This is a genomic window from Sphingomonas aerophila, from assembly GCF_014199305.1.
In the GTDB taxonomy this organism is placed as follows: domain Bacteria; phylum Pseudomonadota; class Alphaproteobacteria; order Sphingomonadales; family Sphingomonadaceae; genus Sphingomonas; species Sphingomonas aerophila.
In genome coordinates, this window is sequence record NZ_JACIJK010000003.1 from 41,494 (window position 1) to 59,000 (window position 17,507).

At 67.5% G+C, this 17,507-nt stretch carries 14 protein-coding genes; 12 read left to right on the forward strand and 2 right to left on the reverse strand.

From position 1 onward, the window contains the following. Positions 1-116: 116 nt before the first annotated feature. Positions 117-3,017 carry an Rne/Rng family ribonuclease gene (locus tag FHS94_RS05130; protein WP_425506159.1) on the reverse strand — a complete coding sequence of 967 codons (2,901 nt, stop codon included), beginning with the start codon at positions 3,015-3,017 and terminating at the stop codon, positions 117-119. Positions 3,018-3,494: 477 nt separating this feature from the next. Here FHS94_RS05130 and FHS94_RS05135 point away from each other — a divergent pair, with 477 nt between their 5' ends. The 6 genes from FHS94_RS05135 to FHS94_RS05160 all read left to right on the forward strand — a co-directional run bounded on the left by FHS94_RS05135 (position 3,495) and on the right by FHS94_RS05160 (position 10,956). Continuing rightward, positions 3,495-4,739: an N-acetylmuramoyl-L-alanine amidase gene (locus FHS94_RS05135; protein WP_184055383.1), complete on the forward strand. Its 1,245-nt coding sequence runs from the start codon at positions 3,495-3,497 to the stop codon at positions 4,737-4,739. A 30-nt stretch (positions 4,740-4,769) separates the two neighbouring features. Further along, entirely contained in the window at positions 4,770-5,549 is a 780-nt protein-coding gene (locus tag FHS94_RS05140; RefSeq protein ID WP_184055385.1) for a histidine phosphatase family protein, read from the forward strand. After that, complete coding sequence (locus tag FHS94_RS05145; protein WP_184055387.1) at positions 5,546-6,412, forward strand: NAD(P)H-hydrate dehydratase; 867 nt, start codon at positions 5,546-5,548, stop codon at positions 6,410-6,412. Before FHS94_RS05140 ends, FHS94_RS05145 begins: the two co-directional genes overlap by 4 nt. Before the next feature lie 127 nt (positions 6,413-6,539). Then, a complete protein-coding gene (locus FHS94_RS05150; RefSeq protein WP_184055389.1) occupies positions 6,540-9,026 on the forward strand; it encodes a penicillin-binding protein 1A in 2,487 nt (828 codons plus the stop codon). Between the two features lie 70 nt (positions 9,027-9,096). After that, a complete protein-coding gene (gene prfB, locus FHS94_RS05155; RefSeq protein WP_184055391.1) occupies positions 9,097-10,224 on the forward strand; it encodes a peptide chain release factor 2 in 1,128 nt (375 codons plus the stop codon). 15 nt (positions 10,225-10,239) lie between these two features. After that, complete coding sequence (locus FHS94_RS05160; RefSeq protein ID WP_184055923.1) at positions 10,240-10,956, forward strand: class I SAM-dependent methyltransferase; 717 nt, start codon at positions 10,240-10,242, stop codon at positions 10,954-10,956. Positions 10,957-10,972: 16 nt separating this feature from the next. Here the strand turns inward: FHS94_RS05160 and FHS94_RS05165 are convergent, their stop codons facing one another. Then, positions 10,973-11,341 carry a JAB domain-containing protein gene (locus FHS94_RS05165; RefSeq protein ID WP_184055393.1) on the reverse strand — a complete coding sequence of 123 codons (369 nt, stop codon included), beginning with the start codon at positions 11,339-11,341 and terminating at the stop codon, positions 10,973-10,975. 92 nt (positions 11,342-11,433) lie between these two features. Between FHS94_RS05165 and FHS94_RS05170 the strand changes: the two genes are divergently transcribed. The 6 genes from FHS94_RS05170 (at position 11,434) to FHS94_RS05195 (ending at position 17,500) form a co-directional block, all read left to right on the forward strand. Next, positions 11,434-12,228, forward strand: coding sequence for a thymidylate synthase (locus tag FHS94_RS05170; protein WP_184055395.1), 795 nt, complete (start codon positions 11,434-11,436; stop codon positions 12,226-12,228). Continuing rightward, positions 12,225-12,689: a dihydrofolate reductase gene (locus tag FHS94_RS05175; RefSeq protein WP_184055397.1), complete on the forward strand. Its 465-nt coding sequence runs from the start codon at positions 12,225-12,227 to the stop codon at positions 12,687-12,689. Before FHS94_RS05170 ends, FHS94_RS05175 begins: the two co-directional genes overlap by 4 nt. A gap of 61 nt (positions 12,690-12,750) precedes the next feature. Next, positions 12,751-13,674, forward strand: a complete 924-nt coding sequence (locus FHS94_RS05180) for a bifunctional riboflavin kinase/FAD synthetase (RefSeq protein ID WP_184055398.1) — start codon at positions 12,751-12,753, stop codon at positions 13,672-13,674. A 68-nt stretch (positions 13,675-13,742) separates the two neighbouring features. Further along, positions 13,743-16,586 (forward strand): isoleucine--tRNA ligase, encoded by a 2,844-nt coding sequence (ileS, locus tag FHS94_RS05185; protein ID WP_184055400.1) that lies wholly within the window; start codon positions 13,743-13,745, stop codon positions 16,584-16,586. Beyond that, positions 16,579-17,091, forward strand: a complete 513-nt coding sequence (gene lspA, locus FHS94_RS05190; protein ID WP_184055402.1) for a signal peptidase II — start codon at positions 16,579-16,581, stop codon at positions 17,089-17,091. The genes ileS and lspA overlap by 8 nt, the downstream gene beginning before the upstream one ends. Further along, complete coding sequence (locus FHS94_RS05195; protein ID WP_184055404.1) at positions 17,084-17,500, forward strand: DUF3035 domain-containing protein; 417 nt, start codon at positions 17,084-17,086, stop codon at positions 17,498-17,500. Before lspA ends, FHS94_RS05195 begins: the two co-directional genes overlap by 8 nt. Positions 17,501-17,507 lie beyond the last annotated feature (7 nt).

The following is a 17,507-nucleotide window of genomic DNA, read 5'->3' on the forward strand; positions in this document are numbered from 1 at the left end:
TCTGGATTGCACGCCAACATGAACCACGAGATTCGCCCGCCAGGACTTAACCTTGGCTGAAGCCACGCGTGGCGGCGCGCCCCGCCGGCCCGTGTGGGCGGCAGGGCGCGTCTCCATCATGCGCCGAAGGTGCGCTGCCACCAGCCCCGACGCGGCGGAGCGGACGGCTCATCCGGGTTGTTGCTGCCAGCTTCCGCATCATTGGCGGCTCCCGCAGGAGCGGCACCGTCCTGCGTTACCGTCAGCGACGCTTCGGTCGCTGCCTCGTCCGAACCGCCGGCCTCAGCGGGAGCGGTGGGCGCTTCGGCGGCGATCGGCAGTTCCGGCTCGGCAGTCACCGGCTCTGCAACAGTCGCCTCGGTCGCAGCCGGTGTTGCCTTGCGACGCGTGCGGCGCGGCTTGGGCGCGGGCTCCGCCGGAGCAGCGTCCGCCTCGGCAGTCGCAGCCTCGGCCTCCGTTGCCGCTACCGGCTCGGTTGCCGTTGGCGTTGCCTTGCGACGGGTGCGGCGCGGCTTGGCGGGAGGAGCAGCCTCCTCCGCGACGGGCAGCTCGGCCTGCGCGTCGGGCGCTTCAGCCTGAGCAGGCTCGGCTGCTTCCGCCTCGACCGGCGCAGCGCGACGCGCGCGCGAACGGCGACGCGGGGCAGGGGCCTCCTCGGGCGTGTCCGTCACCTCCGGTGCCACCGCCTGCGCTCCTGCCGGCTCGCTGTCGAGCGGCACGGGCTCGGAACCGAGCGGATTGGCAGGGGCAGCATCGGCCGCTTCCACCAGCACCGGCTCGTCAGCGTCGGCTTCAGGTGCGTCGTTGCCTTCTAGCTCAGCGCCGCCCTCGGCGCCCTGCTGGCCACGACGACCACCGCGACGACCGCGGCGGTTGCGACGACGACGGCTCTCGCCGGCGCTTTCCGCTTCGCCGACTTCGGCGGTGACCTGCGCGTCGCCTGCGTCATCAGCGACGACGGCCTCGTCCTCGCTTCCGTCCTGCGGCTCTTCGCCGTCCGCGGTCGGCCCCTCGCCAGCGAACTCCTCGGTTGAGGTTTCGCCGTTCTCGTTGGGCCGATTGCCACGGCCGCGACGACGGCGACGGCGCTTGCGGCCGTTCCCTTCGCCTTCCCGGTCGCCCTCGCTCCGGCCTTCGCCGCGGTCGGCGCGACGCGGCTCGGCGACGACTTCCTCTTCTTCCTCGATCTCGTCGATCTCGTCCTCGATGTCGTCCTCGGGCTCTTCGATGATCGGCGCGTCGAAGCGGGGGGCGTGGGCGGGCGGCGGCCCGGAAGCCTCCACCGTCATCCGCGCGCCTTCCTGCTCGCCGCCCGGCAGAACCTCGACGATGACGCCGTAGCGATCCTCGATCTCGGCGATATCCGCGCGCTTGCGGTTGAGGACGTAGAAGGCAGCTTCCTGGCTGGCGCGCAGGGTCAGGCACGATCCGCGACCGCGTGCGGCCTCATCCTCGATCAGGCGAAGCGCGGACAGGCCCGCCGATGACGCGGTGCGGACCAGGCCGGTGCCCTCGCAATGCGGGCACTGGCGCGTGGAAGCTTCCAGCACGCCCGTGCGCAGGCGCTGCCGGCTCATTTCCATCAGGCCGAAGGACGAGATGCGGCCGACCTGGATGCGGGCGCGATCGTTCTTCAACGCCTCCTTCATTGCCTTCTCGACCTTCCGGACGTTGGACCCGTTGTCCATGTCGATGAAGTCGATGACGACCAGGCCTGCCATGTCGCGCAGGCGCAGCTGGCGCGCGATTTCATGCGCGGCTTCCAGGTTGGTCGCGGTGGCGGTCTGTTCGATATTGTGTTCGCGGGTCGACCGGCCGGAGTTGATGTCGATCGACACCAGCGCCTCGGTCGGGTTGATGACCAGGTAACCGCCCGATTTCAGCTGCACGACCGGATTGTACATCGCGGCCAGCTGGTCCTCGACATGGGACCGCTGGAACAGCGGGATCGGGTCGGAATAGTGCAGGACCTTCTTTGCGTGGCTGGGCATCAGCAGCCGCATGAAGTCCTTTGCGTGGCGATAGCCTTCCTCGCCCTCGACGATCACCTCGTCGATGTCGCGATTATAGATGTCGCGGATCGCGCGCTTGATCAGGTCGCTGTCGCCATAGACTAGCGCCGGGGCGGCCGAACTCAGCGTCTTGTCGCGGATCTCGTCCCACAGTCGCGCAAGATAGTCGAAGTCCCGCTTGATCTCGGTCTTGGTGCGCTGAAGCCCGGCGGTGCGGACGATGCAGCCCATCGAGGAGGGCAGCTGCATCTCTGCCATGATGGTCTTCAACCGCTTGCGGTCCGCGGCCGAGCTGATCTTGCGGCTGATCCCGCCGCCATGCGACGTGTTGGGCATCAACACGCAATAACGGCCGGCGAGGCTCAGATAGGTGGTCAGCGCCGCGCCCTTATTACCGCGCTCTTCCTTGACGACCTGAACCAGCAGCACCTGGCGGCGGCGGATCACGTCCTGGATCTTGTACCGGCGGCGCAGGTTCATGCGGCGCTGGCGCAGGGCCTCCACCTGGTCGTCATTGTTGCCGCGCGGGCGCTTGGACGTGCCGCGAGCTTCCTCGCCGCCTTCGCCCTGCTCGTCGCCGTCGCCGTCCTCGTCATGGTCGGCGGCGTTCAGATCGTCGGAGCGCCCGTCCTCGTCGCCCGAGTCGCTGTCCATCTCGACGCTGTCGTCATCATCATCGTCGTCATGCTCGGCGCGCAGCGCTGCCTCTTCGGCGGCGTGCTCGGCCTCTTCGCGCAACAGCGCTTCGCGATCCTCCTTGGGGATCTGGTAATAATCGGGATGAATTTCGGAAAAAGCGAGGAAGCCATGCCGGTTGCCGCCGTAATCGACGAACGCCGCCTGCAGCGACGGCTCAACGCGCGTCACCTTGGCGAGGTAGATATTTCCCTTGAGCTGCTTGCGCTCGGCGGATTCGAAGTCGAATTCCTCGATCCGGTTACCCTTGACGACGGCTACCCGGGTCTCTTCCCGGTGGCGCGCATCGATCAGCATACGCATGGTCATGTGTTGGTCTCCACGCGCGCGCCCTGGCCATAGGCGGGCGCGCGCGGCGATTGGTCGCGTCAGGGCAGTGCCCCGGACCGCGGTTGGTTATGGAAGATGCGTCTGCTCGTACGGCGCGAAGGGCGCGAAAACACCGCGGCCCCTCGACCCGCGTCGCGCATCCGCCGGCAAAGGCCGGTCGGTATGGCGGGGGCGGGAATGGCATCATGCGAGCGTCAACCTGGCTGACGGCGCCCGAGCGGCGCCGCGGCATCGCAGGGCCCGCGCTTGTCAGGCGCGTGGGTAGCCCACCGATGCAACCAAGGTGCTAGCAAAGCCGCAAAGGAACCGCAACCGGCGCAGCTTTGCCGCGGCGCGGCAATCCAGTGCCGAACACCGAGTTAACCATGCCGCGAAAGCCCGTCTTCGGGCGGGGCCGCTAGAAGGAACCCGGGGGCCAGCCAGTCGGGTCGGTCGCGCGCGTTCGGGGGTTGTGTGATGGGTTTTCGCTGGACCGGCATCGTGCCGGCACGGCATGAACGCGGCGTGCTTGCGTTCCTCGCCTTTGCGCTGTGCTGGCTCGGGGGCTCGCCCGCCCTGGCGGCGGCGATCACCGGCATCGCGCTGTCGGCGGATCGGCTCGCCATCCGTTTCGACGCGCCGGTGGCCAGCGCAAGCGCCCGGCTGACCACCGATCCGCGGCGGCTGGTGGTCAGCCTGCCGGACACGGCTCCGGGTCGGCCAACCGCACCATTCGGTATCGCCAGCGCCGTTCGGCAGGTTCGCCGTGCCGGCGCGACGCGGGTCGAGCTTGACCTGACACGCCCCGTCACAGTGGCTGATGGCTCGTTCGAGCGGGACGGGCGCGAACTGGTGATCAAGTTGAAACAGGCTGACGCTCCCGCTTTCGTGGCGGCGAGCCTGGCCGGCCCGCTCGACTTTTTTCCGTTCAACTTGCGCAGCTTTTCGCGCTCGCCCCGCATCAAACTGTCGATCCCCGTTCCGGCGCGCGCCAGATCGGCGGCGCTGCCCCGCGTCTCGGGTGAGGAGGGCCGGCCGCTGGTCGTGATCGACGCTGGCCATGGCGGGTTTGATCCGGGCGCGGTCAGCCCGACGTCCGGATTGCGCGAAAAGGACGTGACGCTGCGGATCGCGCAGGCGATCCGCGATGACTTGGTAGCGTCGGGCCGCGTCCGTGTCGCGCTCACCCGTGACGACGACCGCTACCTGGTGCTGCGCGAGCGATTCGGGATCGCACGCCGCCTGCGCGCCGACCTGTTCATCTCCATCCATTGCGACAGCACGGGCACGCAGGACGCGTCCGGCGCGTCAGTTTATACCCTGTCAGAAGTTGCGTCGGACAAGGAAGCCGCCCGCCTTGCCGCGCGGGAGAACAAGGCGGACGTGATCCAGGGCGTCAATTTGGGAGAGGCGGGATCCGACGTATCGTCCATCCTGATCGACCTGACCCAGCGCGAGACGATGAATGCGTCAGCCACCTTTGCCCGGCTGTTGTGGCGGGAGGCCAAGCCGCTGATCCCGGTCAAGCCGGTGTTCCACCGCATGGCGTCGCTGATGGTGCTGAAAGCGCCCGACATGCCGTCCATCCTGTTCGAAACCGGGTATATCTCCAATCCTGCGGATGCCGGGTTCCTGGACAGCAACGGCGGGCGTGAACGGATCGCGGGCGCGGTACGGCGCGCGGTGGAGGCGAACTTCGCGCGGCGGATGGCGGCACGCTAACCTGCAACCGCTGCTCGCGCGCTGCGTTCGATGGTGCATGACGAGGATAGGGTGAGCGGGCGCTGGCCGGCGCGGTTGTGGATCGCGCGACACGGAGAGAGCGCGGGCAATCTGGCGCGACAGGCTGCTTATGCGGCGGGCTCCCTTCGAATCGAGCTGAGCATGCGCGACAACGACGTGCCGTTGTCGTCGCAAGGGCAGGAGCAGGCGGCTGCTCTGGGTCGATGGTTCGCCCGCAACGAACCTGACGAGCGTCCTGACGTGCTGCTTGCGTCGCCTTATCTGCGCGCGCGGGAGACGGCGCGGCTGTTCCGGGACGCCGGCGGGTGCGCTCGCGACCAGCCGCTCTGCCTGGACGAACGGCTGCGCGAAAAGGAATTCGGCATCCTTGATGGCCTGACCACCGCCGGCATCGCCGCGCTGGAGCCCCAGCAAGCCGAGCTGCGCCGCCTGAACGGAAAGTTCTACCATCGCCCGCCGGGCGGTGAGAGCTGGTGCGATGTCATCCTGCGATTGCGGTCGCTGATGGACACCGTATCGCTTCACCACGCGGGCAAACGGGTGATGATCGTGGCCCATCAGGTGGTGGTGCTGTGCCTGCGTTACGTCATCGAGAATCTGGACGAGGAGGGCATCCTGGCGATCGATCGGGCGGGAACCCTCGCCAACTGCTCGATCACCGAATACCGCTTCGACCCGGGCCTGGGCGCCGATGGCGGACTGATGCTGGAACGCTTCAACGCGGTCGCGCCGATGATCGAGGAGGACGCCCCCGTCACGGTCGAGCCGCGCCGAAAGATGGCCTCGTGATCGAGATTGACGCCGACTGGCGCGCCGCGCACCCGCTGCCTGGCCTGACCGGAGAGGCAAGCAAGACCAGCCGCCGCCTGCTGGTGATTGGGGGGTCGCGACGCGTGCCGGGCGCGATCCGCCTGACCGGAGAGGCGGCGCTGCGCGTCGGCGCGGGCCGGGTGCGGATCGCGACGCTGGAATCCGCCGCGGCCTTGATCGGGGTGGCATTTCCCGAATCGGGCGTCGTCGGCCTTGCCGAAGCAGAGGGCGAGATCGCAAAGGAAGCGGCGGGCATCGTCGCTGAGCAGGCCGCAATCCACCATGCGATTGTACTTGGCCCGGGCATGGGCGACCAGGAAGCGGTGGCGCATCTGGTCCGTGCGCTGGCCGATGCGCCGAACGACCAGGCAGTGCTGGTTCTGGATGCGGCCGCCGTCGCCTGTGCGGGACCGCTCGAGAAGGTGTTGAAGGGCTGGGCCGGACGGCTGATCCTGACGCCGCACCACGGCGAAATGGCTGCGCTGGCCGGGTGTGAGGTCGAGGATGTCGACCGCGATTGCGAAAACATCGCCCGGGAAATGGCGGCGCGCTTTGGTGCGGTGGTGGCGCTGAAGGGAGTCGAAACGCTGGTGGCGGCGCCGGACGGCACGGTCCTCCACTACCCCGGCGGCGGTCGCGGGCTGGGTGTGGCTGGGTCGGGTGACGTGCTGGCCGGCGTGATCGGCGGGCTGCTGTCGCGCGGAGTCGATCCGCTCGCCGCGACCGGTTGGGGCGTGTGGCTGCACGGACAAGCCGGGCGGACGCTGGCCGACAAAGTGGCGCCGCTCGGTTTCCTGTCGCGCGAACTGCTGCCGGAGCTGCCTGCATTGCTGCCACGCTGATCGCATGGAGGCCTGACGAGGCTGGCGCTCGAACAGGGCGAACCCCGGCCCGCCCTGGACCAGCGACGGGCCGAGCGGCCAAGCGGCTTTCCCCAGCCTGCGAACCTGCTAGATGACTGCGCCGAGTATGGCGTCCGATCCCTCCACCGTCGCAAGATCCCGCTTTCCCCTGCCCGCATGGGCCCGGGGCCGCTGGGGTCGTCGATTCGGGTTGGCGCTGGCCGCGCTGCTGGCGCTGGCGGTCATCGGCTATGCGGTAGTGTGGGTGACGGTGATCCGCACTTTGCCCTCGGTGGACCAGTTGCGCGCATACGAGCCGCCGCTGCCGACCAATGTTCGCGGCGTGGATGGCACCCCGATCCAGAGCTATGCCCGCGAACGGCGGGTCGAGCTGTCCTTTGCCGAATATCCGCAGAACATGGTCCACGCGATCCTGTCGGCGGAGGACAAGACGTTTTTTGAGCATCACGGGCTCGACTATCCCGGCCTGGTGCGCGCGGCATATCAGGGCATCGTCAAGGGTTCGACCCCGCGCGGCACCTCCACCATCACGCAACAGGTCGCCAAGAACCTGCTGGTCGGCAACGAGGTGAGCTATGGCCGCAAGCTGAAGGAGGCGATCCTCGCCTGGAAGATCGAGGATACGCTGACCAAGCCGCAAATCCTGGAGCTATACCTCAACCAGATCGGGCTCGGTCGCAACGCGTTCGGCGTCGAGGCGGCGGCGCACGCGTATTTCGACAAGGAGCTGGAGCAACTGGACCTGGCGCAGCTCGCGTACCTCGCGATCCTGCCCAAGGGCCCGTCCAACTACGATCCGTTCCGCCACACCGAACGCGCGCTGGAACGGCGCAACTGGGTGCTGGGTGAGATGGAGAAGAATGGCTGGGTCACCGCCAGCCAGCGTGCCGAAGCCCAGGCCGAGCCGATCGGCGCGGTGCTGCGCCGCAAGCCCAAGTTCGAGGCGCGGGGCGGCTATTTCGTCGAGGAAGTGCGCCGCCAGCTGGTCGGAAAGTTCGGCGAGACGGCGCGCGACGGGCCGTACAGCGTCTATTCGGGCGGGCTGTGGGTCCGCTCGTCGCTCGACGGCCGTTTGCAGGACCTGGCGGCCGAGGCGCTTCGCGACGGCCTGCTCCGCTATGATCGCGGGCGTGGCTGGGCAGGGCCGATCGACAAGAAGCCATTCGAGGACGGGCGCTGGCAGCAGGCGCTGCTCAACACCAATATCGGGCTGGATTACCGCGACTGGCGCGCCGGCATCGTGGTCGACAAGAGCGCGGAAGAGGCGACAATCGGGTTCGCCAACGGCCAGACGGGCACCTTACCGCGATCTGGCGCGCAGATGCCGGTGCGCGGGACCAATGGCACCGCCTTTGCCGCGTTGAAGACCGGCGACATCATCGCGGTTGCGCCGGAAGGCAGCGGCTTTGGGCTGCGGGCCATTCCCAAGATTTCGGGCGGCTTCGTGGTGGAGGAGCCCTCGACCGGCCGAGTGCTGGCGATGCAGGGCGGGTTCGACAACCGGCTACAGGCTTTCAACCGCGCGACCCAGGCGATGCGCCAGCCGGGTTCGACCATCAAGCCGATCGTTTATTCCGCGGCGCTCGACAACGGCTTCACCCCGGCCTCGATCATCGTCGATGGGCCGTTCTGCGTCTACCAGGGCGCGCGGCTGGGCAACAAATGCTTCCGCAACTTCACTGGGGGCGGCTCGGGGCCGCACACGCTGCGCTGGGGTATCGAGCAGAGCCGCAACCTGATGACCGTCCGCGCCGCCGCCACCACCGGTATGCCCAAGGTGGTGGAGCGGATGAAGCGCATGGGCGTGGGCGACTACCCGGCCTATCTGTCCTTTGCGCTGGGGGCTGGGGAGACGACCGTCAGCCGCATGGTCAATGCGTACGCGATCCTGGAGAATAATGGTCGCGGCAACACGCCGACCCTGATCGACTTCGTGCAGGACCGGCACGGCAAGGTCATCATGCCGGAGAACTGGCGCGCTTGCGACGGGTGCAACGCACGCGACTGGGACGGAAAGGCGATGCCCCGCCCGGCAAGCCGGATGCGTCAGGTCATCGATCCCATGACCGCCTACCAGATGGTGCACATCACCGAGGGCGTGGTCCAGCGCGGCACCGCCACCATCTTGCGCGATCTCGACCGACCGATGTTCGGCAAGACGGGCACGAATTCCGGACCGACCGACGTGTGGTTCATCGGCGGGGCGCCACAGTTCATCGGCGGCGTGTACATCGGCTATGATTCGCCTCGCAGCCTTGGCGGCTATGCACAGGGCGGCACGTTGGCGGCGCCGATCTTCAAGCAGTTCGCGGCCAAAGCTTATGACGGGCTGGACAAGCTGCCCTTCCGTGCGCCCGCCGGCATCCGCATGGTGCGTATCGATCGCGCAAGCGGCCGGCCGGTATTCGGCGCCTGGCCGACCAGCGACCCCAAGGCGCCGGTGATCTGGGAAGCGTTCAAGCCCGAAAGCGAACCACGCCGTGCCGCCCGGCACACCGGAATCGTGCCCACCGCCGCTCCAACAACGGCTGCGCCCCGTGCACGACCGACACAGGACAGCGACTTCTTGCAAAGGGAAGGCGGAATCTACTAGCCGCACACCCTATATCGGTTCCGGCCGGGACGGGACGTTACCGGTCCACCGGCACCATGGAGAGAATGCAATGCGCGCCGAAGCGCAGGCTCATGTCGACGACATCAACGATGCGCTCCAGCTGCTGCGCCGATTCCTTGATTGGGATCGCGCGCTCAGGCGCCTGGATGAGCTCAACGCGCGGGTCGAGGACCCGACGCTCTGGAACGACGCCAAGGCCGCGCAGGAGGTCATGCGCGAGCGTCGGCGGCTGGACGAGGCGATCAGCGCCACCCGCGCGATCGAAAAGGAGCTGGCGGGCACTGTCGAGCTGATCGAGCTTGCCGACGCCGAGGGCGACGCCGAGCTGGCTGACGAGGGCACGCGCGCGCTGGCAGAGCTTGCCGAGCGTGCGACCCGCGACAAGGTCAAGGCGCTGCTGGCGGGCGAGGCTGACGCGAACGACAGCTATGTCGAGATCAACGCGGGCGCCGGCGGCACCGAAAGCCAGGATTGGGCAGAGATGCTGCAGCGCATGTACACGCGCTGGGCCGAACGCCACGGCATGAAGGTGGAGCTGGTCGACTATCATGCCGGCGAACAGGCGGGCATTAAGTCGGCGACGCTGCTGCTGAAGGGCGAAAACGCCTATGGTTATGCCAAGACCGAAAGCGGCGTGCATCGGCTGGTGCGGATCAGCCCATATGACTCGTCCGCGCGTCGGCACACCAGTTTTTCGAGCGTCTGGGTTTACCCGGTGATCGACGACAATATCGAGGTCGAGGTCAACGAAAGCGATCTGCGCATCGACACTTATCGTGCGTCGGGCGCCGGTGGACAGCACATCAACACGACCGATTCGGCAGTGCGCATCACCCACCTTCCGACCGGAATCGTGGTGCAGTGCCAGAACCAGCGTTCGCAGCACAAGAACAAGGCGGAAGCGTACAACCAGCTGCGCGCCCGCTTGTACGAGCGCGAGTTGCAGGTGCGCGAAGCCGCGGCCAGCGCGGAAAACGCCAGCAAGACCGATATCGGCTGGGGCCACCAGATCCGCTCCTATGTTCTCCAGCCTTATCAGCAGGTGAAGGACCTGCGCACGGGCGTGGTCTCCACCTCCCCAGGCGACGTTCTGGATGGTGACCTGGACGCGTTCATGGCCGCCGCGCTTTCGCAACGCGTGACCGGCGAAACCGTGGCGGTGGAGGATGTCGACTAGGTGCGCCTGCGCACCATGTTTCTAAGCCCGGTCGTGGTGGCCGCGATGCTGCTTGCGAGCGGGTGCGACGGGTCCAAGCCGCTCATCCGCAAGAAACAGGGGGAGCAGCCGGGCCCGTTCCCGGCCGCCGACCGCCCGGTCGCCAGCATCGTCTCCGCCCGTTGGTCCACCGAGGAAGCGCGCGACCGGTTGAACGAGGCCGGCACGGTGATGAAGCAGGCCGGGATCGCGCCCGGCATGACGGTCGCCGACATCGGCGCGGGCGAAGGCTATTACACCATCCGCTTGTCGGCGCAGGTCGGCAAGACGGGCCGCGTACTGGCCGAGGACATCGTCGCGGCAACCCGCGACGCGCTGGCCGAACGTGTCGCACGCGAGCGGCTGGACAATGTGTCGGTGCGCCTGGGTGCGCCATCTGATCCCAAGCTGCCGGCCAAGAGCTTCGACCGGGTGTTGATGGTGCACATGTACCATGAGATCGAGCAGCCCTATGAGTTCCTTTGGCGCCTGCGCCCCTCGGTAAAGCCGGACGGGCTGGTCGTGGTGGTTGACGCCAATCGCCCGACCCAGGCGCATGGCACGCCACCACAACTGCTGCGCTGCGAGTTCGCCGCGGTCGGCTATCGCCAGGTCTCGACCACGGAAATGCCCTCGGCCGGCGGGTATCTGGCGGCGTTCCGCCCGGTTGGGCCTCGTCCCGATCCCGCCAAGATCCGCGCCTGTCGGATCTAGCGGCGAGCGGAGCGGGTCAAAGGACGCCTTCTGCCCGCAAGCTTGTTATTCGGTCTGCCGCGATCACGAGATGGTCGAGCAGGTGGATGTCCATCGCGTCCAGGCAAAGGGCGAGGCGGCGCGTAAAGCTGAGGTCCGCTGCGCTTGGCTCTGCATGACCGCTCGGATGATTATGCGCCATCACCACGCCCCGCGCGTCGAGCGACAGGGCGTCGCGCACGATCGAACGGATCGGAAAATGCAGCCAGCTTCGTGCACCGGCCACATGGCGCATGCCGATCAGCCCGTGCGCCGCATCCAGATAGGCAACAGCCGCCACCTCGCTCGCCAGGCGGCCGAGCGGCATGAACAAACGGCCGGCAGCAAGATCGTGGGGGAGCAGCACCGTTCAGCTTCTGCCCAGCGGATCTGAACAGGGCGAGCGCTACAACGTCCGTTTTGGTGGCGCCCGTTCGCTGGACGCAGTAGGCAGCGGTCATGCGCCAGTATCTCGATCTGATGGAGGGTGTGCTCCAGACCGGCACGCGGCAGATGGACCGCACCGGCACGGGCACGCTCAGCGTGTTCGGCCACCAGATGCGCTTCGATTTGGCGCAGGGCTTTCCGGTGCTGACCACCAAGAAGCTTCATCTGCGATCGATCATCGTGGAGCTTCTGTGGTTCCTGCGCGGCGACACCAATGTCCGCTGGTTGCAGGATCGCCGCGTCAGCATCTGGGATGAGTGGGCGGACGAGGCGGGGGAGCTCGGCCCCGTTTACGGCAAGCAATGGCGTGACTGGGTCGCCGCGGACGGCCGCCACATCGACCAGATCCGCGGGTTGGTGGAGGACCTGCGCACCAACCCCGCATCACGCCGGCACATCGTCACGGCGTGGAACCCCGGCGAACTCCACGCCATGGCGCTCGCCCCATGCCATTGCCTGTTCCAGTGCCACGTCGCCGATGGGCGGCTGAGCCTGCAGCTTTACCAGCGGTCGGCGGACATCTTTCTGGGCGTCCCCTTCAACATCGCTTCCTACGCGCTGCTGACGCACATGCTGGCCCAGCAAGCCGGTTTGGAAGTGGGCGAGTTCATCTGGACGGGCGGTGACTGCCACCTGTACCTCAACCACCTCGACCAGGCGCGCACACAGCTTGTCCGGCAGCCCGGCCCGCTGCCCCGGCTGGAGATCGTTCGACGGGCACCCGCGATCGACGGGTACGAGCCCGAGGACTTCGTGCTGCACGGCTATGAAGCACTGCCGCACATCAAGGCGCCGGTGGCGGTGTGATCGTCTTTTATCTCGCGCGCGCCGACAATGGCGTGGTTGGCCGCGATGGCGGCATTCCCTGGCACATCCCCGGCGAGCAGAAGCGCTTCAAGGCCATGACCATGGGCAAGCCGATGGTGATGGGCCGGCGCACCTTCGACAGCTTCCCGGCGCCATTGCCAGCTCGCCGTCACATTGTCCTGACCCGTGACCCGGCCTGGAGCGCAACGGGCGCGGAGGTCGCGCACTCGCCCGAACAGGCCCTGGCGATGGCGGGGCAGGGGGAGGTTGCGGTGATCGGCGGTGCGGAGATCTTTGCGCTGTTCACGCCGGATCGGGTCGAACTGACGGAGGTGCATTGCGCGCCCGATGGTAACGCATCGGTGCCCCCCTTCACCGGCCTCACCGAAGTCGCGCGGGAGGATCGTCCCGCCGCTGACGGGGTACCCGCCTACAGCTTCGTTAGCCTGATTCGCGGCTGAGCCTTCGCGGGGCCAAGCCGGCTGGCATCGTTCAACCTCGCCCCTTATAGCGCGACCCACGATGGAGCGGCTGGACGGCAGCGCGGCCATTCCCGCCCATCTCGCCGGCGGGATTGTTGCGCTCGGAAACTTTGATGGCTTTCACCTTGGTCACCAGGCGGTGGTCGGGGCGGCGGTGGCGCGCGCACGGGCGGAAGGGCGGCCGGCGGTAGTCGCGACCTTCGATCCGCATCCCGTGCGATTCTTCCGCCCCGATGCCGAGGCCTTTCGCCTGACCACGCTGGATCAGCGCGAGCGGCTGTTCGCCCGGGCCGGCGCCGACGCAATGGTCGTCTTTCGCTTCGAAGCGGAGCTCGCCGGCCTCAGCGCGGACGCGTTCATCGCCGAGCGCCTGGTGGCGGCGCTGAAGGTCGGCGGCGTGGTGACGGGCGAGGATTTCACCTTCGGCCGGGCAAAGGCCGGGAATGTCACGGCGCTGGCGGCGGCGGGGCAGGTGCTGGGCTTCAGCGCGGACGCGGTCGGGCCGGTGTCGCTGGACGGTGAGCCGGTGTCCTCCAGTCGCATCCGGGCTGCCCTGCGCGCTGGCGACTGCCAGACGGCGGCACGGCTGTTGACGCGACCCTTCGCGATCGAGGGCGAGGTTCAGCATGGCGACAAGGTCGGCCGCACGATCGGCTACCCGACCGCGAACATCGACATGGGCAAGTATCTGCGCCCCGCCTACGGCATCTACGCCGTGCGCGGGCGGCTGGCGGATGGGCGGGTGCTGAACGGGGCCGCGAACCTTGGCATCCGCCCCCAGTTCACGCCGCCGAAGGAACTGCTGGAGCCCTATTTCTTCGACTTCGACGGGGACCTGTACGGGCAGATGATAGAGGTCGAACTGGTCGAGTTCCTGCGCCCCGAAGCCCGGTTCGACAGCCTGGACGCGTTGCAGGCGCAGATGGCAGCGGATTGCGAGCGGGCGCGGGACATATTGCGCTGACCTGATCCTTCGGCCGCGCGCCGTGGAACTGGTTTTAACCGCTGCGCTCGGCTACAGCGCGCCCACCCATGACCGACGCGCCCGACTATCGAGACACCGTCTTCCTGCCGAAGACCGATTTCCCCATGAAAGCGGGCCTCGCCGCCAAGGAGCCCGCGATCCTGGAGCGCTGGGCGCGGATCGGGCTGTACCAGCGGCTGCGCGAACAGCGCGCGGGGGCGGAACGCTTTATCCTTCACGACGGCCCGCCCTACGCCAATGGCGACATCCACATGGGCCATGCGATGAACAAGGTGCTGAAGGACATCATCGTCCGCAGCCAGTCGCTGATGGGCAAGGACGCGCCCTATATTCCCGGCTGGGACTGCCACGGCCTGCCGATCGAGTGGAAGGTCGAGGAAGCCTATCGCGCGAAGAAGCAGAACAAGGACGACGTTCCCGTTGACCAGTTCCGCGCCGAATGCCGCGCCTATGCCGACAAGTGGGTCGCGGTGCAGCGAGCCGAGTTCGAGCGGCTGGGCGTGATGGGAGACTGGGAAGATCCCTACCTCACCATGAACTACGACGCGGAGGCGACGATCGTCAGCGAACTGCTGAAGTTCGCGGAGTCGGGCCAGCTTTATCGCGGGGCCAAGCCGGTGATGTGGTCCCCGGTCGAGAAGACCGCGCTCGCCGAGGCCGAGGTCGAGTATGAGGACGTCGTGTCGACCCAGATCGACGTCGCGTTCGAGATCGTCGAGGCCCCGAACGCGCCCGAACTGGTCGGCGCACATGCGGTGATCTGGACGACCACGCCGTGGACGATCCCGGTGAACCAGGCTTTGGCCTACGGGCCTGACGTTCACTATCACCTGTTTCAGGGCGCTAACGGAAAGCGTTACTTGATTGCCTTCGATCTAAAGGAGGCATTCGAGCGCCGTAGCGGCATTACACTCTCCACCCTTCCGGAGACTACGGGCGACAACCAAGCAGACTTGCAGCAGATCGTTGACCGCCAGATCAACGGCACGCACCTGCAGGACGCCGTCGCCCGCCACCCGATGCACCACCTCGGCGGCTTCTTCGCCAAGCCGCGGCCGATGCTGCCGGGCGACTTCGTCACGACCGACGCCGGCACCGGCCTCGTCCATATGTCGCCCGACCATGGTGAGGACGACTTCCTGCTGTGCAAGCAACACGGGATTGATCCCGTGTTCGCGGTTGATGGCGCGGGCTTCTACCGTTCCGACTGGCCGTGGCTGGGCGGGCAGGGCAGCGTCATCAACAAGAAGTTCGTCGCCAGCGACGGCCCGATCTGTTCGGACCTGCGCGACGCGGGCGCGCTGCTCGCGGCGTCGGACGACTTCGCGCACAGCTATCCGCATTCCTGGCGCTCAAAGGCGAAGCTGATCCAGCGCGCGACCCCGCAATGGTTCATCCCGATGGACCGCGAGATCAGCGACCGCGCGCCGTCCGACGAGGGGCAGGGCGACGTGATCGGCAACGGCGCGTCGCTGCGAGAGGTTGCGCTGGACGCCATCGCCCGGACCCGCTGGGTGCCCCCGCGCGCCGAGAACCGCATCACGTCCATGGTGCAGGGGCGGCCCGACTGGGTCATCAGCCGCCAGCGTGCCTGGGGCGTGCCGATCGCGCTCTACGTCCACCGCCAGACGGGCGAGTATCTGAACGACCCGGCCGTCAACGCGCGGATCGTGGCAGCCTTTCGCCAGGGCGGCGCGGACGCGTGGTTCACCGCCGATCACCAGGCGCTGCTCGGTTCCGACTACGCGGTCGCCGACTACCAGCCGGTCAACGACATCCTCGACGTGTGGTTCGACTCGGGGTCCACCCATGCCTTCACGATCGAGGCGCGCTATGGCGAGGGCGTCCGGGCCAACCTGTATGTCGAGGGCTCCGACCAGCATCGCGGCTGGTTCCAGTCGTCGCTGCTCGAAAGCTGCGGCACGCGCGGGCGTGCGCCCTATGACGCGGTCTTGACCCATGGCTTCGCGCTGGACGGGCAGGGACGCAAGATGTCCAAGAGCCTCGGCAACGTCGTCGATCCACTGAAGATCATCGGCGAATCGGGCGCGGACATCCTGCGCATGTGGGTCGCCTCCACCGACTATTTCGACGACGTGAAAATCGGCAAGGAGGTGCTGGCGACGGCGTCCGACGCGTATCGCAAGCTCCGCAATACGTTCCGCTATCTGCTTGGTGCGCTGGACGGGTTCAGCGAGGCCGAAACCGTGCCGGTCCGCGACCTGCCGGAGCTGGAGCGCTACATCATCCACCGCCTCGGCATGATCGATGCGGAGCTGAAGGAGGCGGCGAACGGGTTCGAGTTCAACCGCTACCTGCGCCTGCTGACCGACTTCGCGCAGGACGACCTGTCGGCCTTCTTCTTCGATATCCGCAAGGACTCGCTGTATTGCGACGCGCCGACGGACGTTAAGCGGCGCGCCTATCGTTCCGTGCTCGACACGCTGTTCCACGCGCTGGTGCGCTGGGCCGCGCCGATCATCCCCTTCACCGCCGAAGAGGTGTGGCAGGCCCGCTTCCCAAGCGAAGACGGGTCCGTGCACTTCCTGACCTGGCCCGAACTGCCCAGCCTGCCGGGAGACGCGATGCTTGGCACCGACTGGCAGGAAGTGCGCGCGCTGCGGGTGCGGGTAACGGAGGCGATCGAGCCGCTGCGTCGCGAAAAGACGGTCCGCTCCAGCCTGGAAGCGGCGGTGACCGTGCCCGAGCTGCCGTTGCCCGCCGCCGACCTGACCGAGCTGTTCATCGTGGCGAAGGTGTCGCACGCCGATGATGTGTCCGTGACCCGGACCGATTACGATAAATGCGGCCGCTGCTGGCGCCACCTGCCCGAAGTGACGCAGGACGGCGCATTGTGCGACCGTTGTACGGGAGTGGTGGCCCATGCGTAACCTGCCGCGTGCCGGGCTGGGGGTGGCGGCACTGCTGCTCGGCCTCGACCAGCTTACCAAGTGGATTGTTACCGGCCCGCTCGGGATCGCGTGGGAGGGCGCCGCGCGGGAGCTGACCGGCTTCTTCGCGCTACGTTTCGTGCCCAACTATGGCGTGTCTCTGGGCCTGCTCACCGCGAACAGCCACACCTCGCGCTGGCTGCTGGTCGCCATGACCGGCGCCATCGCGGCCGCGGTGGCGGTGTGGATGACGCGTGAAAAGACGCGTGCGGACCAGATCGCGCTCGGCGCGGTGCTGGGCGGTGCGCTGGGCAACATCATTGATCGCGTCCGCCTGGGCTATGTCACCGACTTCTGTGACCTGCATTTCGGTGAATGGCGCCCCTTCCTGGTCTTCAATGTCGCGGACGGAGCGATTACGCTGGGTGTGCTGGTCCTGCTTGTTCGGGCGCTTTTGATGCGCGAGAAGCCGAAAAAAGCGCCTGTGGAGAATGTTAATGCGTAAGATCGTGCCGATTGCCCTGGGCCTTGCTGGCGTGGCCCTGTTGTCGGGCTGCGGCAAGCGTGGCTATGACCGCGCCCGTCCCGATGAGTTTGCCGTGGCGCGCCAGGCGCCGCTGGTGATTCCGCCCGATTTCGCGCTGACCCCGCCGCAGCCGGGCGCCGCGCGTCCGCAGGACAGCACCAGCAACGCCCAGACGCTGGAGGCGCTGTTCGGCGCACAGACTGGTCGCAGCGCAGGCGAGACGGCGGCCTTGAACGCTGCTGGCGGCGACTCGGCGGATGCGGGCGTACGCTCCACCGCCGGTGATCCCGCGACCCCGGTGGTCGACAAGGGCGCGACCACCCGTGACATCGTGGCAGCGCCCGAGGGCGACGGGCAGGACGCGCGGGCGGCTACGCCCGGCAAGTAAGGGCAGG